Origin of the sequence: Streptomyces sp. NPDC046831 (genome assembly GCF_040645305.1) — a bacterium.
In the GTDB taxonomy this organism is placed as follows: Bacteria; Actinomycetota; Actinomycetes; order Streptomycetales; family Streptomycetaceae; genus Streptomyces.
Genome location: NZ_JBEYXZ010000011.1, coordinates 78564 through 97557 on the forward strand (window position 1 = coordinate 78564; position 18994 = coordinate 97557).

Genomic DNA, 18994 nt, shown 5'->3' on the forward strand with positions numbered 1-18994 from the left:
CTTCTGGCGATCGGATCAACCGCGCGCGGCAGCCAGCGATTCCCGGGCTGCGGCGGCGACGTTCTCGGGGGTGAAGCCGAACTCGGTGAACAGGGTCTTGGCGTCGGCGGAGGCGCCGAAGTGCTCCAGGGAGACGATGCGTCCCGCGTCCCCGACGAAGCGGTACCAGGTCAGGGCGATGCCGGCCTCGACGGCGACGCGCGCCTTCACGGACGGCGGGAGCACGTCCTCGCGGTACTCGCGCGGCTGCTCCTCGAACCACTCCACGGACGGCATCGACACCACCCGGGTGCCGATGCCCTCGGCCTGAAGCCGCTCCCGGGCGGCGACGGCGAGCTGCACCTCGGACCCGGTGGCGATCAGGATCACGTCCACCGTGCCGGTGGAGGAGTCGCGCAGGACGTAGCCGCCCCGGGCGGCGTCCGGGTTCGGCGCGTACGTCGGCACGCCCTGGCGGGTGAGGGCCAGGCCGTGCGGGGCCGGGTTGGTGGAGTGCCGCTTGAGGATCTCGGCCCAGGCCGTCGCGGTCTCGTTGGCGTCGGCCGGGCGGACGACGTTCAGGCCGGGGATGGCCCGCAGCGCGGCCAGGTGCTCGACCGGCTGGTGGGTGGGGCCGTCCTCGCCCAGGCCGATGGAGTCGTGCGTCCACACGTACGTCACCGGCAGCTGCATGAGCGCCGACATGCGGACGGCGTTGCGCATGTAGTCGGAGAACACCAGGAAGGTGCCGCCGTAGATGCGGGTGTTGCCGTGCAGGGCGATGCCGTTCATCTCCGCGGCCATGGAGAACTCGCGGATGCCGAAGTGGATGGTCCGCCCGTACGGGTCGGCCCCCGGCAGCGGGTTGCCCTTCGGCAGGAACGACGACGTCTTGTCGATGGTGGTGTTGTTGGACCCGGCCAGGTCGGCGGAGCCGCCCCACAGCTCGGGCACGATCGCGCCGAGCGCCTGGAGCACCTTGCCGGAGGCGGCGCGGGTGGCCACCGCCTTGTCCTCCTCGAAGACCGGCAGGGCGTCCTCCCAGCCGGCGGGCAGCTTCCCGGCGACGATGCGGTCCAGCAGCTGCGCGCGCTCGGGCTGCGCGTCGCGCCAGGCGTCGAGCTGCTTGTCCCAGGCCGCGTGCGCCTCGGCGCCCCGGTCCAGGGCCCGGCGGGTGTGGGCGAGCACGTCGTCGTCGACCTGGAAGGCCCGCTCCGGGTCGAAGCCGAGGACGCGCTTGGTGGCGGCGACCTCGTCCTCGCCGAGCGCCGAGCCGTGGGCGGCCTCGGTGTTCTGCGCGTGCGGGGCCGGCCAGGCGATGATCGTGCGCATGGCGATGAACGAGGGGCGCGCGGTCTCGGCCTGCGCGGCCCTGAGCGCCGCGTACAGCGCGTGCACGTCGACGTCGCCGTTCTCCGCCGGCTCGATCCGCTGCACGTGCCAGCCGTAGGCCTCGTACCGCTTCAGCACGTCCTCGGAGAACGCGGTGGCCGTGTCGCCCTCGATGGAGATGTGGTTGTCGTCGTAGAGGAAGACGAGATTGCCGAGCTTCTGGTGGCCGGCCATCGACGACGCCTCCGAGGAGACGCCCTCCTGCAGGTCGCCGTCGGAGACGATCGCCCAGATGGTGTGGTCGAAGGGGGACTCGCCCTCGGGGGCGTCCGGATCGAACAGGCCGCGCTCGTAGCGGGCGGCCATGGCCATGCCGACGGCGTTGGCCGCGCCCTGGCCGAGCGGTCCGGTCGTGGTCTCCACACCGGCCGTATGCCCGTACTCGGGGTGACCAGGCGTCTTCGATCCGTGGGTGCGGAAGGCCTTGAGGTCGTCCAGCTCCAGCTCGTATCCGGCGAGGTAGAGCTGTGTGTAGAGGGTCAGCGAGGTGTGGCCGGGGGAGAGGACGAAGCGGTCACGGCCCATCCACTCCGGGTCGGCGGGGTCGTGACGCATCACCTTCTGAAACAGCGTGTACGCGGCGGGCGCGAGGCTCATCGCGGTCCCGGGGTGGCCGTTGCCCACCTTCTGGACGGCATCGGCGGCCAGCAGGCGCGCGGTGTCGACGGCACGCCGGTCGAGATCGGTCCACTCCAGCTGGTTGGGTGTCTGCGTGCTCATCTTCAAGAGATCCTCGAATGGAGACGGTTGGGTGGCCGGGGGAGTTCGAATCTAAAAGTCTGACTTTTTCGGGGGAAGGTCTTCGTGTGTCAGCCTGTGGTGAAAGTGGGACACGCTGACGGCTCAGCGCGTGATCAGGACGGCTCGAGAAGGACATGGCGGACGAAACGCTGCACGGCGCGAACGGGGACACGGGCGCCGGTGCGGACACAGGCCCGGACGCGACGGGGACCGCGGCGGGCGCGGCCGGGAGCGCGGGCGAGGGCCCGGGGACGGGCGAAGGCGCGGGCGGCGAGGGCGCGGGGCCCGGCGGGAGAGGCGGCGCACCGGCGGGCGAGGGCGCGAGAACGGCCGGCCCCGCGGCCGGCGGCGCGGGCGAGGAGGAAGGCACGGACGGAGACGGTGGCGCGATCAGAACCTTCCCCTTTCCGGTCGACCTCAGCGTCTGCGGTGTCGGCATGCAGGTCGGCCCGATGGGAACCGACCGCGCCTGGCACGCCGACGCGCCCCTGCACCGCGTTCACCGCATCGACTTCCACGTGGTCATGCTCTTCAGCGGCGGCCCCGTACGGCACATGATCGACTTCGCCGAGTACGAGGCCACGGCGGGCGATGTGCTGTGGATCCGCCCGGGGCAGGTCCACCGCTTCTCCAGGACGAGCGAGTACCGCGGAACCGTGCTGACCATGCAGCCCGGCTTCCTGCCACGCGCCACGGTGGAAACCACCGGGCTCTACCGCTACGACCTGCCGCCCCTGCTGCACCCCGACGAGGCCCAGCGCGAGGCCCTGCTGGCGGCGCTGGCCCAGCTGCGGCGTGAGTACGAGGACAGCACCACCCTGCCGCTGGGCGTGCACACGGCCGTGCTGCGCCACTCGCTCACGGCGTTCCTGCTGCGCCTGGCCCATCTCGCGGCGAGCTCCGGGAAGGGGGCGGGGGAGCAGACCGACACGACCTTCACCCGCTTCCGCGACGCGGTCGAGCAGGGCTTCCCCGTCAACCACAGCGTCAGCGCCTACGCCGACGCCCTCGGCTACTCCCGCCGCACCCTCGTCCGTGCCGTGCGCGCCGCCACCGGCGAGACCCCGAAGGGCTTCATCGACAAGCGCGTCGTCCTGGAGGCCAAGCGCCTCCTCGCCCACACCGACCTGCCGATCGGGCGGGTCGGCGCCGCCGTGGGCTTCCCCGACGCGGCCAACTTCTCCAAGTTCTTCCAGCTGCACACGGGGCAGACCCCGGTCGCCTTCCGGGCGGAGCTGCGCTGAGCCCCGCACACGGCGACGGGCCCCACACGAGGGTGTGGGGCCCGTCCGTCCGGAAGGCCGGCGCGCGCCGAGGGGGTCCTCCCCGAGGACCTGGCCCCGACCGGTGCCGGTCGGCCGCCGGGCGGTGCCGGTCGGCGCCGGGCGTGCCGGTCAGTGCCCGAACGTGAACCAGTTGACGTTGACGAAGTCCGCCGGCTGGCCGCTGGTGAAGGTGAGGTACACGTCGTGCGTCCCGGTCACCGAGCTGATGTTCGCCGGGAGGGTCCGCCACGACTGCCAGCCGCCGGTGTTGGCCACCGCGAAACTGCCGACAGGAGCGTTCGAACGGCTGTCCAGGCGCACCTCGACCAGTCCGCTGACGCCGCCCGCCGCCCCGCTGGCGACGCGCGCGGAGAACTGCCGGGCCGCCGTGGACCCGAAGTTCACGCCCTTGTACAGCGCCCAGTCGCCGTTCGCCAGCGAGGAGAGGTTCTGGCCGCCGCCGGTGTCCGAGGTGGTCTCGGTGCCCACTCCGGACTGGCTGTCGTAGGACTCGGCCTGGAGGGTGCCGTAGGCGTCCCGGCTGCCGGACGGCGGCGGCGTGGTGCCGCCGCCCCCGGAGGACTGCAGCACCTGCACGTAGTCGACGACCATCGGGTGGCCGGGCTCGGTCCCGCCGTCGGGGCCTCCGCCGAACGCGCCCGGGAAGCCGCCGCCCATGGCCACGTTCAGGATGACGAAGTAACCGTGGTTCGTGGCGTTCGCCCAGGTCGTGGCGTCGACCTGGTTGGCCCGCACGGTGTGGAAGTTGACGCCGTCCAGGTAGAAGCGGACCTCCTCGGGACTGGTCGACCTGTCCCACTCCATCGAGTAGGTGTGGAAGCCGGCCTGACAGGTCGTGCCGGCGCACGGGGTAGAGCCGCCGATGCCCGAGGTCTCGTTGCACGGGCCGCCCGGGTTGGTGCCGCAGTGCATCGTGGCCCAGGCGGTGTTGAGGCCCTGGACGTTCTCCATGATGTCCAGCTCGCCGACGGCCGGCCAGTTCTGGTAGTTGCCGCGGAACGGCGCGCCCAGCATCCAGAACGCGGGCCAGTACCCCTTGGCGGCGGCGCCGGTGACGTTCGGCAGCTGGATGCGGGCCTGGACGCGCAGCTTGCCGCCGGACGGGGGCTGGAAGTCGGTGCGCCGGGTCTCGATGCGGCCCGAGGTCCACTGGCCGGAGGCGTCGCGGCGCGGGGTGATCAGCAGGTTGCCGCTGCCGTCGAGCGCGACGTTGCTGGTGCTGGAGGTCATCGTCTCGACCTCGCCGGTGCCCCAGTTGGGCGCGCCGCCCGGATACGAGGTGCCGGTGTCGTACTGCCAGTTGCTGGTGTTGACGCCCGAGCCGGCCGCGCCGTCGAAGTCGTCCAGGAAGACCTGCGTCCAGCCCGACGGGGGCGTGGGCGCGGAGGCGTTCGCGGGGAGGGTGGCCGCGGTCGCGGCGGCCGCCGCGAGACCGAGCGTGCCGATGACGGCGACGAGCGCGCGCCGCAGGGGACGCCGTCCGCCGGGCGCGGCGGACGGTATGCCGGAGGATCTGCTCATGTGGGGGCCTCTCGGGTACGGGGCTGATGCGCGGGTGCCTCGCAGGAGGGCGCTCGGAACGGTCTTGAGAGCGCTCTCACGCGATGGTTGCGGGCTCAATGTGCTCTCCGTTGCCTCCGCGGTCAAGAGGTGAAGCCGAGAAAGTCCGTGCGGCACAAGGGAGTTCAGGCAGTGAACGCCGAGACGCGCGGCCGGCGCGGGGCAGAGCGCGGCAGCCCGGACGGCTGAAGGGGCCCGGCCTCGCCGGGCGGGCGACGGGGGCCCCACCGGACCGGAACGGCGGCCGGGCGGCGCGACCCTGCGACGCAGGGCGGTCCAGGCCCATCGGCACGCCGGGGGAGGGGCGGCGCACGGCCTGCGGACGCGCGGGGCGCCACCGCGCTGGATCACCGGCAGCGGCGGCCTCTAAGGTGCAGGCGTGAGGCTGACGATTCTGGGCGGCGGCGGATTCCGGGTGCCGCTGGTGTACGGGGCGCTGCTGCGGGACCGCGCCGAGGGCCGCGTCACGGCGGTCGTGCTGCACGACGTGGACGCCGGCCGGCTCTCCGCGGTGCGCCGGGTGCTGGCCGAGCAGGCGGCGGGGGTGCCCGACGCGCCCGAGGTGACCGCCACGACCGACCTGGACGAGGCGCTGCGGGGCGCCGACTTCGTGTTCTCCGCGATCCGCGTGGGCGGCCTGCAGGGGCGCGCCGACGACGAGCGGATCGCCCTGGCCGAGGGTGTCCTCGGCCAGGAGACGGTCGGTGCGGGCGGCATCGCCTACGGCCTGCGCACCGTCCCCGTCGCCGTCGACATCGCGCGCCGGGTGGCCCGGCTGGCTCCGAACGCCTGGGTCATCAACTTCACCAACCCGGCCGGCCTGGTCACCGAGGCCATGTCCCGGTACCTCGGCGACCGCGTCATCGGCATCTGCGACTCGCCGGTCGGGCTCGGCCGCCGCATCGCCCGCGTGCTCGGCGTCGACCCGGACCGGGCCTGGATCGACTACGCGGGCCTCAACCACCTGGGCTGGGTGCGCGGTCTGCGCGTCGACGGACGCGACGAACTGCCGCGCCTGCTCGCGGACCCCGGGCTTCTCGCGTCCTTCGAGGAAGGCAGGCTCTTCGGCGCCGAGTGGCTGCGGTCGCTCGGCGCGGTGCCCAACGAGTACCTGCACTACTACTACTTCGGCCGCGAGACCGTCCGGGCCCACCAGGAGGCCGAGCACACCCGCGGTGCCTTCCTGCGTGACCAGCAGGCCCGGTTCTACGAGGAGCTCCGCGAGCCGGACGCGGACGCCCTGGCCGTCTGGGACCGCACCCGCGCCGAGCGGGAGGCCACCTACATGGCGGAGAACCGCGACAGCGCGGGCGCGGGCGAGCGGGACGCCGAGGACCTGACGGGCGGCGGCTACGAGAACGTCGCGCTGGCGCTGATGCGGGCCGTCGCCCGGGACGAACGCACCACGCTGATCCTCAACGTCCGCAACCGCTCGACCCTGGCGGTGCTGGACGCCGATGCGGTCGTCGAGGTCCCGTGCCTGGTCGACGCCAACGGCGCGCACCCCGTCGCCGTGGACCCGTTGCCCGGTCACGCCGCCGGCCTGGTCTGCGCGGTGAAGGCGGTCGAGCGCGAGGTGCTGGCGGCCGCGGAGTCGGGGTCCCGCGCCACGGCGGTGAAGGCCTTCGCCCTGCATCCGCTCGTCGACTCGGTCGGCGTCGCCAGGCGTCTCGTCGACGGCTACACGGCCGTCCACCCGGGTCTCGCGTACCTGAAGTAGGGCGGTGCGGAGACCGGTCGGTCGCTCCCCCGTGACAACGACCGACCGGCCCGCCCCCCGTTCCCCCGTTCCCCCGTTCCCCCGTTCCCCCGTTCCCCCGTTCCCCCGTTCCCCCGTTCCCCCGTTCCCTTCACCTTTGAGAGTCGGGGGACGGGAGCCTGATACACCCCGGCACGAAAAAAGTCCCCCGGACCGGAATCCGGGGGACCGGGGCGGTGTCAGCCGGTGAAGCCGGCCGTGATGGAGGTGAACTGCCAGTTGCTCTGGCTGATGCCGGAGCAGTTGCTGGTGACCCCGCCGCCCGGGCAGGGCCGGTCCCGGTTGACCGACCAGAAGGCGAGCCGGGCGATGTGCCGGCTGTTCGCCCAGTCGCGGATCTGGGTCCAGATCGCCGGAGTGGTGTTCTCCTGCTGGTCGGACAGGCCGTTCATGCCGGAGATGCCGATGTGGGCGTACGCGGTGGCGTCGTCCCAGCCGAACGTGGACTTCAGCTTCGCCTTCAGGCCCTCGGCCGCGTTCACGGTGCTGCCGTACATGTCCGCCCCGCCGCCGAAGTCGAAGGGCATGACGGTGAAGACGTCGATGTCCGCGTTCAGCGACTTGGCCTGCTCGATGAGCCGGTTGCCGTAGTAGGTCGGCCCGGTCGTCGTGGTGCCGAAGGTGATGATCGTCTTCAGCCCCGGGTTGTTCGCCTTGACCGTCTTCAGCGCGGTCAGGATCTTCGCCTGCACGGCCTCGTTCTCGAACTCGTCCGTGTTCTCGATGTCCATGTCGACGGCCTTCAGGCCGTAGGCGTCGATCACCTTCTGCAGCGCGGCGGCGAGCGCGCTCGCGGAGGAGCAGTTGGCGCCGAGCTTGCTGCCCGACCAGCCGCCGAAGGACGGGACGATGTCACCGCCGGCGGAGCGGATCTGGTTGATGACGTTCTGGTCCGTGCCGCCGGTCAGCGGCCGGCTGCCGTCCCAGGCGGGGTTGCAGCCGCCGGAGTCCAGCATGAACGCCATCGTGTACCACTTGATCCCGGTCGCGCTCATCACCGAGGTGGCGCTGGGCGGGTCGCCCCAGCCGAGGTACAGGTACGGGGCCGCCTGCTTGAAGCCGGTGCCGCCGCCGGTGCCGGCCTCCGTCGTCACGGTGACGGCGTTGGACGCCGCGGAGGCGTTGCCGGCCGCGTCCCGCGCCTTCACGGTGAAGGTGTAGCCCGTGCTGGGCGACAGGCCGCCGACCGTGGCCGTCGTGCCGGAGACGCTCAGCACCCGGTTGCCGCCGCTGTAGACGTCGTAGGCGGAGACGCCGACGTTGTCCGTCGACGCGTTCCACTTCAGCGACACGCTCGACGACGTCCGGCCGGTGGACGTCAGGCCCGTGGGGGCGGTCGGCGCCTGGGTGTCCGAACCGCCGCCGCCGGGGCCGTCGAGACTGATGTCGTCGGCGTAGTAGGTGCCCTGCGCGTACCACCCGTGCACATAGACGGTCGCGCTGGTCTGCGTGGCGCCGGTGGTGAAGGACACCGACAGCTGGCTGTACGCGGACGGCGACGACGTCCACGTCGAGGGACCGCCGTTCACGCCGAGGTAGACGTAGGAGCCGCGGACCCAGCCGCTGAGCCGGTACGTGGTGTTCGGCTGGACCGCGACGGTCTGGCCGCACTGGGCGATGTCGCTCGAACTCACCGCGCCGGCCAGGGCCTTGGAGCCGCTGTGGGCGGGGGAGGAGACGACCGAGCCGAGGTTGCCCGTGCAGGACCAGGGGGACAGGCCGCCCGACTCGAAGCCGGGGTTGGTGAGGACGTTCGCCGCGTGGGCGGTGCCGGGAAGGGCAACGGCCCCGGCGAGGGCCAGGCCGGCGGAGGCGAGCAGGGCGAGGACCCTGCGTCTGTGGCGTCCGAGTGTGTTGCGCACGCGATCTCCCTTGGGGAATGGGGGTGTTCGGGAGGACACAGAGGTGCGGGGAGTGTGCGGAAGGGTGCGCAACCAAGCTGGTATGGACCAATCCCGGTGTCAAGGGCCCGGTGGCGGATTGGTCCATACCGGTGGTGAGGGGAAGGGGTGAGGCGGCACGGACGCACCAACTCATGCGGGTTGGCCGGCGGGTGACGCGTCGGTCTTTCGAGGCGGCTGCGGTGGGTTCAGTGGCGCTCGGTCACCAGGTCGTGGCGGGCAGGCCCGTGGGGAGCGGGGAAAGGCCCGGACGAGCGGGTGCGCATCCGGTTCACGCTTCCCCGGCGGACCGGGTGAAACGGCCGCTCGGTTCTCCGCGCAGCCGGCCGCCCGGAAGCCTGCGGCCGTAGGCCAGCAGCAGGAGGTCCTGGGCGGCGCCGAAGACGGGTGAGCCGGAGCCGTACGACCAGTCGAGGTCCTCGGCGCACAGCCGCACTCCGTCGAGGTCGGCGCCGAAGAACCTCAGGCCGCTGGGCCGGATGTCGTCGAGGAGGACGCGCAGCCGGTCCTCGGGGACGCGCCGGTCCAGGCCGAGGGCGACGGTGATGTCCAGCCCGTGCACGACGTCGTGGCCTAGCGCCGCCGTGAGCCCGCCGACCGGTGGTGTCCAGGGATGGTGGGCGTTGTCCCGCAGGAAGGCGGCGAGCGCGGTGGTGGAGTGGGCGGCCGCATCCTTGCGCGCGATCCGGTCGGTCATGCGGTGAAGGCTTCCGCGCGCCTTGAGCAACTCACTGAGCATCGCCGGCAGGGAGAGCCGGAACCCCATCGACATGTGCGCCGCCACTTCGCGCACGCGCCATCCGGCGCAGAGACTCCGCTCGTTCCACTGGTCGGCTCGCAACGTGTCCAGCAGGTCGGCCAGTTCCCGGCGTTCCGCCGCGATCGCCGCCCTGACGCGGGCGCTGCTGCCCTTGCGGGCTGTCGGGTTCTCCATGCGATCAAGCCTGCGGCCGACGGATCGATATCTCCAGTAGATAGTTCTGCTGCGACCTAGAATGGCTGCTTATGGAACTTCGCCAGCTGCGCTACTTCGTGTGTGTCGTCGAGGAGGGCGGTTTCACCAGAGCCGCCGCCCGGCTGCATCTGGCGCAGCCCGGCCTCAGCGCCCAGATCCGCCAGCTGGAGAAGGAACTGGGGCAGCCCCTGCTCGACCGCTCCGCCCGGTCGGTGACGCCGACCGAGGTGGGCCGGGCCGTCCTGCCGTACGCCCGGGCCGCACTGGCCGCGGCGGAGTCGGTGCGGCAGACGGTCGACGCGTACACGGGGTTGCTGCGCGGCCGGATCACGCTCGGACTGGTCTCCGGCGCCACCGGCCACGCCTTCGACATCGCCGCCTTCCTCGCGGACTTCCACGACGACCACCCCTCGGTGGAGGTGACCCTCACCGAGGACACCACGGAGCGGATGCAGGAAGCACTCCTGGCCGGCGAACTCGACATCGCCGTCCTGGGAACGGCGCAGGAGGCGCCCCCGCCCGGAACGGCCTCTCAGACGGTGATCGATGTCCCGCTGGTTGCCGCTGCCGCGCCCGACGATCCGGATCTCGGCCGCGTCGAGGGTACGAGCGTCCCACTGGCCGAGCTGCGCGATCGGCCGCTGATCTGCCTTCCTCGCGGCACCGGGGTGCGCGCGGCGCTCGAACGCGGCTGTGCGGAGGCAGGATTCCGGCCCCGGGTGGCCTTTGAGGCGGCAGCCCCGCACGTGCTGTCCCAGCTTGCCGCGCGGGGCCTGGGCATCGCCGTGCTACCCGCCGGCGAGGACGAGTCCCCCCTCGGCGGACACCTTCGCACCCTGCGGATCGTCCGGCCCGAGATGCGGGCCCGCGTCGCGCTCGCCTGGCAGGCCGGCGGCCCTTCGAGCCCCGCGGCCCGGGTGCTCCTCGACCGACTGCGCGACGTCCTCCCCGAGCCCCGCCACTCCTAGTACTCCAGCAGGATTTTCGCTCTCTGACCTGCGGCCAACGACCTCGCGCACCGACTCCGCTCGTCGCACTGGCGCCGCCGACCCACCAGGCCCGCGCACGCAAGTCTCACTACCAACGGCAAGCGGCCACCCAGCTGTGACTGAACGCTGTAGTTGGCCCGTCTGGCCATGTAGGTGCTGAGCCGGAGCTTGCCATGCAGACCCGGCCCGGCCCAGAAGCTAGCGGCCGACGGTGCTCCAGTCGGCGGGGGCGGGCGGCACCGTACGGCCTGCGGCGTGTTCGCGGAGACGTCGGGTCAGTTCGGGCAGATCGTAGGCAGGGAAGCTCACCTGGAGGAGGCGCAGGCCGAAGTTCGATGGCTGGTTCTCCTGGAACATCGCCGCGTCCATCGGTTTGATCTTCACTTCCCAGGCGTCCGGGGCGGCCCAGTGAGTCATCCGCACGTAGAAGGCGTCTCGAGGGCCGGCATTCGCCACGGCCGAGAGGAAGGCGAGGCCGCTGTCGACCGGGAAGTCGATGAGCATCCAGCCGCGGTGGGACTCCACCCACTCCGTCATGTGCGGCAGCTTCTCCGGCCAGTCCGCGTTGCTCTCTGCCAGGTCCTGGCAGCAGGTGAACGTGTCGAGGCCGCACTCCCAGATCGTCTGGATCGTGAGTGCGAGCTGTTCGTCGATTTGGGCACGGCGGCTACCCACCCGGACGAGAACGGTCCGATGCGTTCCTTCGTAAGACGTCATCGCAGGAGCATAGAAGCTGGGCACGACATCAAGGCAGGCGGACCGCTCGCTGGGGACTTTGGCCGCGCGGCAGCGTTCGCGGTCCTCGGTCCAGGTCTTGGGCGGGGAGAGCTCGCGGTCGACCAGGGCCCGGCCCAGGGTGGTGGCGTATTCGCTGGGTCGGCTGCCTGTTCGTCATGGGATTGATCGGAGTGGCGGCCGGGGCGGTGGGCGCTTGGGTCCACCACCCGGGCGACGGGTCGTGGTCCCAGAAGGTGGGGGTCTCCGTCGACGCCTGCGATGGGAGCCTGGGCCCCTGGGAGGTGTTCGGGACCCCCGAGCACCCGAAGCTGTACGTGCTCGTCGGCGACCCCGACGCCTGGGACCTGTACATTCTGGAGCCCGACAACCAGCCCCGCGAGGAGCCCGTCAGGGACTGAGGCGGCCGAAGCGTCCGCGGTGGAACAGGAGCGGCGCGGCGTCGCCCTCGGCGCCCAGGGCCTCGACCGTGCCGACGACGGGCGGCCCGCCCAAGACCGCCCCCTGACTGCTCCGCAGCCCGCTGCACTCCAGCCGACCCAGCGAAACCCGCAGGCCAGACATCAAAGTGCTGCTGGAGTACTAGACCGATTCTGTTCCCGGTCGTCGTCGGGCCTGGACGAGGACGGCGGCGAGGTGGGATGCGGCCCGGTGGGCGACGGCCGGTTCGTCGGGCGGCACGGCCGGGCCGCGCCACCCGGCGGAGCGACACCCTAGAGGGGCAGCGCCTCGGTGGATCCGAGGGCGCCGGCCGGGGCGCGCCCGGACGGGGCCGCCGCCGCTGACTCGGACGCCGGCTGGGACACCGACTCGGACGCCGACGCGGAGGCGGGCGCGGGTACCGCCGGCAGCAGCGGCTCCGGCTGCTCCGTCCGCTGCTGCGGCAGCGTCACGGGACGCACCGGACGCAGCCCCGACACCACCGTGTAGTCCTGGCCGAGGAACGGCGGCACGACCTCGCCCGGGTCGTCGCCCAGCGCCAGCCGGACCGCCGCCCAGGGGGCGTTGACGCCGCACAGGGACAGCTGGTGCAGCCCGCCCGCCGGCCGGGTGTTGACGTCCAGCAGCACCGGCTGCCCGCCGTACATCCGGAACTGGATGTTGGACAGGTGGTGCAGTCCGAAGCCCTCCGCGATCCGCCGGGCCGGCTCCAGCCACTGCTCGCGCAGGGTGAAGCCCCGGCGGCGCCCGTTCTTCGTGCGGCCCACGGCCATGCGGATCCGGTTGTCCGGGCCGGTGAGGCAGTCCACGGACACCTCGGGCTGCTCCAGCCGCGGCATCACCAGCCAGTCGACCGGCTCGTCCGCCTCCTCCACGGCCCGCAGCACCAGGTCGAGCGGCGCGTGGGCGCTGGGGAAGCCGGTCAGGTGCGACAGGGAGAAGGGCGCGCGGGTGATGACGCGGAAGCCCGCGCCGCCCGCGCCGGAGGCGGGCTTGAAGCACGCCCGGTGTCCGGCCGACTCCAGCTCCTCGACGGCGGCGAGGAGTTCCTCCGCGGTGCGGACACGCCACCACGGCGGCACGGGGACGCCGATCGACCGCACGGCCGCGTACGCGGTCGCCTTGTCCTCGAACACGGCCACGGCCTGGGGCGTCGGGGCGAGCAGCGCGGTGCCGGCCGCCGCGAAGTCGGCGCGGTGCGCCACGATCGCGGCCTGGTGCAGCCGGGGCACGAACACGTCGATGCCGTACCGCCGGCAGCGGTCCAGCGCGTACTCGGCGTAGGCCGCCGGGGACAGGCCCTCCGGCTCGAGTTCGGCGACGTCGGCGGTGGCCAGCACCGGCGAGTCGGGGTCGCCGTGCGTCGCGTGGATCTCCACGGCCCGGTCGTCGGGGTTTCTCCGCAGCTGATCCATGAAGAACACGTTCTCCGCGTACGTGCGGTTGAGCCAGACGCGTACGCGAGAGACCATGCAGGCCGCCTTTCACGGAGCGCGGGCAGGGCGGAGCAGGCCGTGCCCGGCCAGGGGGAGGGGAGGAACACCAAACCGCCCTGCGGAAGGGGGAGTTCAGGCGGTGGTGTCGGGGGGATCATACGGCTTCCGCGGACCGTGGCGCGCAACGCGGGTGTTACGGATCGGCCTACCTCGCCGGCCACGGTCCCGGCCGGCCTCCCGCACGACGGGGCCGGCCGGCCGGCCGCCGCCGGGTGCGGCCCGCCTTGTTCCGGCGGACTGCGCATCCGTGCCGCGGGGGTGCTCCGCCGCCCTGTCGGTGAGGGGTCCGGCACCTGTGGCACCGGGGAGCTCCGCCGCCTTCCCGGTGGCGGGTTCCGCACCTGTGCCGCCGCGTTGCTCCGCGCTCCACCGGTGGCGGGGCCCGAACCTCTGACGCCGACGGACAGGCCCCCGTACCCCCGCCGCCCCGGCCCGGGGCCGACAGGTTCCGGCCAGCCGGCCGGCCGTTCGTGCGGATCACCCTTGTCCGCGCGCCACCTCGTGTGTTGTCGTCAGTGTGCGCGGAGCGACCAGCGTTCGCGGAGATGTGGAGGGCGGCGACGGTGACGGTCATGGCGGGCGGTACCGGACAGTTGCCGGCCCTCCGCGGCGCGCGGGCCGGTCATCCGGTGGAGTGCGCCCGGGTCGGGCCGCCGGCACCCCGCTCCGGCGTCGGCCGGCCCCGGGGGTTCGTGGCGGGCAAGGTCCACGGGCGCCTCCCCGTTCCGCGACGCACCCGGGCCGGAGGCGTCCGCTGCGAGAAGGTGTCCCGTGAGAGGCCACGACCGGCGGCGCGAGCGCGCGGAACCGCCGGGACGGCCGTGCCGCACACTGCCGATGGAGGTCGGACCCGGTGATCGAGGAGCTGCTGCCCGAGACGGTGGTGGCCGTGGAGTCCTACGGCGACGACGAGAGCGGCCACGAGGCGCTGCACCCCGAGGAGCTGGCGCTCGTGGCGAAGGCGGTCGACAAGCGCCGCCGTGAGTTCGCCGCCGTGCGGGCCTGCGCCCGGCGCGCCATGGAGAAGCTGGGCGTGCCCCCGCAGCCCGTCCTGACCGGCGAGCGTGGCGCCCCGCGCTGGCCCGAGGGCCTGGCCGGCAGCATGACCCACTGCGACGGCTACCGTGCCGCCGCGCTGGTCCGCACCGCCGACCTGGCCTCCCTCGGCATCGACGCCGAACCCCACGGCCCGCTCCCGGACGGTGTGCTGCCCTCCGTCTCCCTCACCGCCGAGCAGCGGCGGCTGGCGCAGCTCGCGGCGCGCCGGCCCGACATCCACTGGGACCGGCTGCTGTTCAGTGCGAAGGAGTCCGTCTACAAGGCGTGGTTCCCCCTGACCGGCCGATGGCTGGACTTCCTGGAGGCCGACATCGAGGTGGACCAGGAATCCGGCCCGCACCCGTGGGGCCGGTTCCGTGCCCGTCTGCTCCTCCCGGGACCGCTGCTGGGCGGCCGGCGGCTCACGTCCTTCGAGGGGCGGTGGACCGTGCGGCAGGGGCTGGTCGCCACCGCGGTCGCGGTCCCGCACGTCTGACCCCCGGCGCGTCACGCGCGGCGGTTCAGGGCCGTGGGCACCAGGTGTGCAGCAGCCGGAAGAACGCCTCCTCGTTGCCCGCCAGGCCGGCCCGGGCGAGCGCCTGCTCCGCCTCGGCCAGCACGGTGGGCGGGACGACGGGCGGCCCGCCGCCCTCCCGGAACCCGGCCGGGCCGTCGAACGCGGCGCGGACCGTGTGCAGCAGCCGCAGATAGGCCTGGACGGCGGTGCGTTCGCGGTCGGTCAGTACGGCGGTCGGCATGGTCGGTCTCCCCGGTCGGCGTCACACGGTCGCGCGCCGGCAGCCAGGACGGTGCGGGTGCTGCCCGGTGGTCCGCCCGGGCGGGAGGGCACCCGCCGCACGGCGGCGGCGCTCCTCCATCGTGCCGTCCGCCACTGACAATGCCCCCGCGCCGCAGGCCGGTTCGCCCGCTCGGCGCAGGCGGACCAGGCAGGCAGGGCCCCGGCGGCCACCCGTACGACGCAACGCGCGCCGCGCACCGTCGCCGGCATCCGCCCGGTCCCCGCCGTGCCACCGCCGCGTGGAACCGGTCGGGCCGGCCGGGCCCCGGCCGGCCCGACCGGCGGACGGCGATCCGCAGCCGTGTCCCTGGGCCGTGCCCGCAAAGTCCCGCCTGCCCCGCGACGCCTGGCACGCTGCCCCGAGCTCTCGGCTTCGCTCGAGCAGGGGGTACCCCCCGCTCGCCGCACCGGGCGAAGTCCGGAGTACATCCCGTATACGAGGGTCTCCGCCCGGCACGCCGAGAGCACGCACCGGACGCCGCAGGGCCCGCCCGCCGGGCGGACGACGGGACTGTGCGGACAGGACCTAGGAGTCGCCCTCGGCCCGGCGGCCGAGGTAGCCCAGCGACGCCTCGATGCGGCCCGCCAGGTGGTCACGCTGCACCGGACCCCGTAACGACGAACCGGCCAGCCAGGGGCGGCACTTGCTGGCGAGCAGGAGGCCGAAGGTCTCGGCTTCCTCCTCCTCGGCGACGTCGAAGTGGGTGCGGGCCGCCGCGTGCCGGACGGCCTCCTGCAGATCGGCGCCGGGGCCGATCAGCCGGGCGGCGACGGCGACACCGTCGACGTGGTGGCTGCCGTGACCGGCCTTCATGTGCCACAGCTCGTGCCCGAGGATCACCAACTGGTGGTCCGGGGCGGTGCGTTCCTCGACGAGGACGAGGTCCTGATCGGTCATGTCGAGCCACAGCCCGCTGGCCGTCCCGGGCGGGAAGGCCGCCGTACGGAAGCGGACGGGCCGGCCGCGCCGCCTGCTCATCGCGTCGCACAGGGCGGTGTACAGGTCGGCGGGCGCCGCCGGTGCCCGCAGGGTCAGTTCGGTGACGAGCTCGCCGCACAGGCGGCGCATCTCCTTGTCGATGCCCACAGCTCTCCCCAGCATCACGACTCGGGCCGCTTGACGCTCTCCAGGAGCATGTCCAGCCACTCGGCGACCTTGTCGCGGTGCTGGTCGGTGGGCAGCTGCGCGGCCCGCCAGGCGATGCCACGGACGCCGTGGTCCTGCAGCAGTCTCTCCAGCGGGTCCTCGGCGGCCTCGGCCGCTCTGCGTTCGCGGTCGGCGAGCCGCTGCAGGAGTTCCTGTTCGGTGCGTTGCAGGGTGCCGGCGAGCGCCTCGGGGTCCTCGGCCGTCAGGAAGCCGGCGTGCACCCGGAAGAAGCGCTGGATGGCGTCGCAGTGCTCCATGGTGGGGCGCCGGTCGCCGTTGATGAGGGCGCCGGCCTGCTGGCGCGACATGCCGGCGCCGTCGGCGATCTCCTGCTGGGTGTAGCGCCGCCCGTTGGGCTTGAGCCGGGTGCGCCGCAGCAGGTCCAGCCGCTGCAGGAAGCGGGCCTGCACGTCCGGCTCGCCGGCGGGCCGGCCGCTCAGCAGGTCCTTGACCACGGGCTCCGGCACCCCGCAGGCCACGGACAGCCGGCCGACGTCGAAGACCTCCGCGTGTGGCACGCCGAGCCGGTCGGCGAGTGCGGTGACGCGTGCGACGACGGCCGACAGCACAGCCGGCGACGGCGTCGTGCCCGGATCCTCGATGCCATCCGTCACCGACAGATCTCCTACGTATTCTCACAGGCTTCTCGCCCATGGTTGCCGTGAACTTCCCGGAGAGTAGCCGGTGCGCCGAACTGACGACCAGGTCTCGCCACAACTGTGGCCAATTTCAGCCGTCAAGGCACGGAGAATGCCACGATAGTTGACATGACAAGCGTCGGGCAGCAGGATCAGGGCGCCGCGTGAAGGCCGCATAGGCAAGAGGGGTGACCTCCCGATGGCATTTCAGGCAGGAGGGCAGCGGTCGGCGCCGCGGCTCGTACCCGTCAGCCCCGAGGCGCAGACCTATCTGCGGGACTACGCCACGCTCGTGGAGGCCGTGCCCTTCCCCTCGCTCGTCGTGGACCACCGCTGGGACGTGCTCCTGGCGAACAGCGCGTACGCGTCGCTCTTCGGCGCCGTCGGCCCGCATCCCACCGCCATGCCGGACGAGAACTTCCTCCGGTTCGTCCTGTTCCACCCGGAGGCGGGCACCGTCCTCGGTGAGCACGAGTCGCGCTGGTGCCTGCCGATGCTGGCCCAGTTCGCCGCCGCCCTGGAGCGCTTCGGCCACGACCACGAACTGCAGGCCATCCGCCGGGACATCGCCCAGGACCCCATCATGGAGGCCGTCCTGCGCCAGGGCCTGCCGCACTGGATCCGCGCGGTCGGCGAGGCCGCCGTCGAACCCGACGGCGCGGTCCGCCCGGTGCTGCACCCCGATCCGCGCTGGGGCGCCACCGAGTGCCGCATCGTCGACGAGACCTCGGCGACGCTGCGGGAGATGGGCTGCACCCGGCTCACCCTGATCCTGCGCGACACCCGCCGGCCCGCCCCGGCAGCGCGCGGTCCGCAGCGCCTGCGCCGCCCGGCGAGCCACCTCAGCGTCGTACCGGCCCCCGAAGCCTGATCCGGCACCGTCGGCGTTCAGGTCGCCGACGGCGCCGGATCGGCCCCCGGCCGCCCCCTCCCGCCCTCACCGATGCACCGCGCACCGCGTACGGCGTGCGCCGCGGTGTCCTCCGACGTGACGGCGGCCGCGGCCGGTTCCCGGCGCCCGCCGGCGCACGCGGCGGCCGGTGCAAGCGGTCGTTCCGACGCCGCCCGTCCGCATCGGCAGCAGCGCAAGGATTACGCAAACGGCTTGCGTTACTTGCGCTACTCTTGCGGCCATGACGCGACGACTTGCTCAAGTGGCGCAGAAGGTGGGGGTCAGTGAGGCCACCGTCAGCCGGGTGCTCAACGGCAAGCCCGGAGTGTCCGAAGCCACCCGGCAGTCGGTCCTGTCGGCGCTGGACGTGCTCGGCTACGAGCGGCCCACCCAGCTGCGCGGCGAGCGCGCCCGGCTCGTCGGCCTGGTCCTGCCCGAGCTGCAGAACCCCATCTTCCCGGCCTTCGCCGAGGTGATCGGCGGGGCGCTGGCCCAGCTCGGGCTCACCCCCGTGCTGTGCACGCAGACCAAGGGCGGGGTCTCCGAGGCGGACTACGTCACGCTCCTGCTGCAGCAGCAGGTGTCCGGGGTCGTCTTCGCCGGCGGCCTGTACGCGCAGGCGGACGCGCCGCACGACCACTACCGGCTCCTCGCCGAGCGCAACATCCCCGTGGTGCTGGTCAACGCGGCCATCGAGGACCTCGGCTTCCCGGCGGTGTCCTGCGACGACGCCGTGGCGGTCGAACAGGCCTGGCGCCACCTGGCCTCGCTCGGGCACGAGCGGATCGGGCTCGTCCTCGGTCCCGGCGACCACGTCCCGTCGGCGCGCAAGCTGGCCGCGGCGCGGGCCGTCGCCGGCGATCTGCCGGAGGAGTTCGTCGCGCGGGCCATCTTCTCCATCGAGGGCGGACACGCGGCGGCCTCCCGGCTGATCGACCGCGGGGTCACCGGCATCGTCTGCGCCAGCGACCCGCTCGCGCTGGGCGCGATCAGGGCGGCGCGCCGCAAGGGCCGCGACGTCCCCACGCAGGTGTCGGTCGTCGGCTACGACGACTCCGCGTTCATGAACTGCACCGAGCCCCCGCTGACGACCGTCCGCCAGCCCATCGAGGCCATGGGCCGCGCCGCGGTGGAGCTGCTCAACGCCCGCATCGCGGGCACCGCCGTACCCGCCGAGGAGCTGCTGTTCGAGCCGGAGCTGGTGGTGCGCGGCTCCACCGCGCAAGCCCCGCGGTGAGGGCATCGG

Annotated in this window: 16 protein-coding genes and 1 pseudogene; 7 read left to right on the forward strand and 10 right to left on the reverse strand. The window is 73.1% G+C overall.

All coding sequences use genetic code 11. The features are described from left to right. Positions 1–15 precede the first annotated feature (15 nt). Positions 16–2091: a transketolase gene (tkt, locus tag ABZ920_RS12625; protein ID WP_361502457.1), complete on the reverse strand. Its 2076-nt coding sequence runs from the start codon at positions 2089–2091 to the stop codon at positions 16–18. Positions 2092–2501: 410 nt separating this feature from the next. Here tkt and ABZ920_RS12630 point away from each other — a divergent pair, with 410 nt between their 5' ends. Beyond that, positions 2502–3356: an AraC family transcriptional regulator gene (locus tag ABZ920_RS12630; RefSeq protein ID WP_361502697.1), complete on the forward strand. Its 855-nt coding sequence runs from the start codon at positions 2502–2504 to the stop codon at positions 3354–3356. A gap of 150 nt (positions 3357–3506) precedes the next feature. On the opposite strand, the gene ABZ920_RS12635 is transcribed toward ABZ920_RS12630, so the two are convergent. Next, positions 3507–4919: a glycoside hydrolase family 16 protein gene (locus ABZ920_RS12635; RefSeq protein ID WP_361502460.1), complete on the reverse strand. Its 1413-nt coding sequence runs from the start codon at positions 4917–4919 to the stop codon at positions 3507–3509. Positions 4920–5337: 418 nt separating this feature from the next. Here ABZ920_RS12635 and ABZ920_RS12640 point away from each other — a divergent pair, with 418 nt between their 5' ends. Next, positions 5338–6678: a 6-phospho-beta-glucosidase gene (locus ABZ920_RS12640; RefSeq protein WP_361502463.1), complete on the forward strand. Its 1341-nt coding sequence runs from the start codon at positions 5338–5340 to the stop codon at positions 6676–6678. 218 nt (positions 6679–6896) lie between these two features. Here ABZ920_RS12640 and ABZ920_RS12645 read toward each other — a convergent pair whose 3' ends face one another. Next, on the reverse strand, positions 6897–8579 hold the full coding sequence (locus tag ABZ920_RS12645; protein WP_361502466.1) for a carbohydrate binding domain-containing protein: 1683 nt from the start codon (positions 8577–8579) through the stop codon (positions 6897–6899). A gap of 310 nt (positions 8580–8889) precedes the next feature. Continuing rightward, a complete protein-coding gene (locus ABZ920_RS12650; RefSeq protein WP_361502469.1) occupies positions 8890–9552 on the reverse strand; it encodes a maleylpyruvate isomerase family mycothiol-dependent enzyme in 663 nt (220 codons plus the stop codon). A gap of 71 nt (positions 9553–9623) precedes the next feature. Between ABZ920_RS12650 and ABZ920_RS12655 the strand changes: the two genes are divergently transcribed. After that, complete coding sequence (locus ABZ920_RS12655; protein ID WP_361502472.1) at positions 9624–10541, forward strand: LysR family transcriptional regulator; 918 nt, start codon at positions 9624–9626, stop codon at positions 10539–10541. 219 nt (positions 10542–10760) lie between these two features. On the opposite strand, the gene ABZ920_RS12660 is transcribed toward ABZ920_RS12655, so the two are convergent. After that, positions 10761–11279: a hypothetical protein gene (locus ABZ920_RS12660; protein ID WP_361502475.1), complete on the reverse strand. Its 519-nt coding sequence runs from the start codon at positions 11277–11279 to the stop codon at positions 10761–10763. Positions 11280–11455: 176 nt separating this feature from the next. On the opposite strand from ABZ920_RS12660, the gene ABZ920_RS12665 reads away from it, so the two are divergent. Further along, entirely contained in the window at positions 11456–11698 is a 243-nt protein-coding gene (locus ABZ920_RS12665; RefSeq protein WP_361502478.1) for a hypothetical protein, read from the forward strand. Here ABZ920_RS12665 and ABZ920_RS12670 read toward each other — a convergent pair. Then, a pseudogene (locus ABZ920_RS12670) lies at positions 11688–11777 on the reverse strand (flavin reductase); the annotation flags it as partial. The gene ABZ920_RS12665 and the pseudogene ABZ920_RS12670 overlap by 11 nt on opposite strands. A 233-nt stretch (positions 11778–12010) precedes the next feature. Beyond that, positions 12011–13210: an ATP-grasp domain-containing protein gene (locus ABZ920_RS12675; protein ID WP_361502481.1), complete on the reverse strand. Its 1200-nt coding sequence runs from the start codon at positions 13208–13210 to the stop codon at positions 12011–12013. 877 nt (positions 13211–14087) lie between these two features. Between ABZ920_RS12675 and ABZ920_RS12680 the strand changes: the two genes are divergently transcribed. After that, complete coding sequence (locus tag ABZ920_RS12680; protein ID WP_361502484.1) at positions 14088–14768, forward strand: 4'-phosphopantetheinyl transferase superfamily protein; 681 nt, start codon at positions 14088–14090, stop codon at positions 14766–14768. Between the two features lie 25 nt (positions 14769–14793). On the opposite strand, the gene ABZ920_RS12685 is transcribed toward ABZ920_RS12680, so the two are convergent. The 3 genes from ABZ920_RS12685 to ABZ920_RS12695 form a co-directional block, all read right to left on the reverse strand. After that, positions 14794–15030 (reverse strand): hypothetical protein, encoded by a 237-nt coding sequence (locus ABZ920_RS12685; RefSeq protein WP_361502487.1) that lies wholly within the window; start codon positions 15028–15030, stop codon positions 14794–14796. A gap of 567 nt (positions 15031–15597) precedes the next feature. Further along, positions 15598–16140 (reverse strand): toxin-antitoxin system, toxin component, encoded by a 543-nt coding sequence (locus ABZ920_RS12690; RefSeq protein ID WP_361502700.1) that lies wholly within the window; start codon positions 16138–16140, stop codon positions 15598–15600. Positions 16141–16172: 32 nt separating this feature from the next. Next, positions 16173–16832: a helix-turn-helix transcriptional regulator gene (locus tag ABZ920_RS12695; protein WP_361502490.1), complete on the reverse strand. Its 660-nt coding sequence runs from the start codon at positions 16830–16832 to the stop codon at positions 16173–16175. Positions 16833–17055: 223 nt separating this feature from the next. Here ABZ920_RS12695 and ABZ920_RS12700 point away from each other — a divergent pair, with 223 nt between their 5' ends. Together ABZ920_RS12700 and ABZ920_RS12705 are read left to right on the forward strand one after the other, a co-directional pair. Then, positions 17056–17727 carry a hypothetical protein gene (locus ABZ920_RS12700; protein ID WP_361502493.1) on the forward strand — a complete coding sequence of 224 codons (672 nt, stop codon included), beginning with the start codon at positions 17056–17058 and terminating at the stop codon, positions 17725–17727. 262 nt (positions 17728–17989) lie between these two features. Next, positions 17990–18985: a LacI family DNA-binding transcriptional regulator gene (locus ABZ920_RS12705; RefSeq protein ID WP_361502496.1), complete on the forward strand. Its 996-nt coding sequence runs from the start codon at positions 17990–17992 to the stop codon at positions 18983–18985. Positions 18986–18994 lie beyond the last annotated feature (9 nt).

Excerpts from the sequence above, each read along its gene's own strand:
- tkt (WP_361502457.1), bottom strand. The coding sequence starts at position 2,091 with ATGAGCACGCAGACACCCAACCAGCTGGAGTGGACCGATCTCGACCGG.
- ABZ920_RS12635 (WP_361502460.1), bottom strand. The coding sequence starts at position 4,919 with ATGAGCAGATCCTCCGGCATACCGTCCGCCGCGCCCGGCGGACGGCGT.
- ABZ920_RS12650 (WP_361502469.1), bottom strand. The coding sequence starts at position 9,552 with ATGGAGAACCCGACAGCCCGCAAGGGCAGCAGCGCCCGCGTCAGGGCG.
- ABZ920_RS12655 (WP_361502472.1), top strand. The coding sequence starts at position 9,624 with ATGGAACTTCGCCAGCTGCGCTACTTCGTGTGTGTCGTCGAGGAGGGC.
- ABZ920_RS12660 (WP_361502475.1), bottom strand. The coding sequence starts at position 11,279 with ATGACGTCTTACGAAGGAACGCATCGGACCGTTCTCGTCCGGGTGGGT.
- ABZ920_RS12665 (WP_361502478.1), top strand. The coding sequence starts at position 11,456 with ATGGGATTGATCGGAGTGGCGGCCGGGGCGGTGGGCGCTTGGGTCCAC.
- ABZ920_RS12675 (WP_361502481.1), bottom strand. The coding sequence starts at position 13,210 with ATGGTCTCTCGCGTACGCGTCTGGCTCAACCGCACGTACGCGGAGAAC.
- ABZ920_RS12685 (WP_361502487.1), bottom strand. The coding sequence starts at position 15,030 with ATGCCGACCGCCGTACTGACCGACCGCGAACGCACCGCCGTCCAGGCC.
- ABZ920_RS12690 (WP_361502700.1), bottom strand. The coding sequence starts at position 16,140 with ATGCGCCGCCTGTGCGGCGAGCTCGTCACCGAACTGACCCTGCGGGCA.
- ABZ920_RS12700 (WP_361502493.1), top strand. The coding sequence starts at position 17,056 with ATGGCATTTCAGGCAGGAGGGCAGCGGTCGGCGCCGCGGCTCGTACCC.
- ABZ920_RS12705 (WP_361502496.1), top strand. The coding sequence starts at position 17,990 with ATGACGCGACGACTTGCTCAAGTGGCGCAGAAGGTGGGGGTCAGTGAG.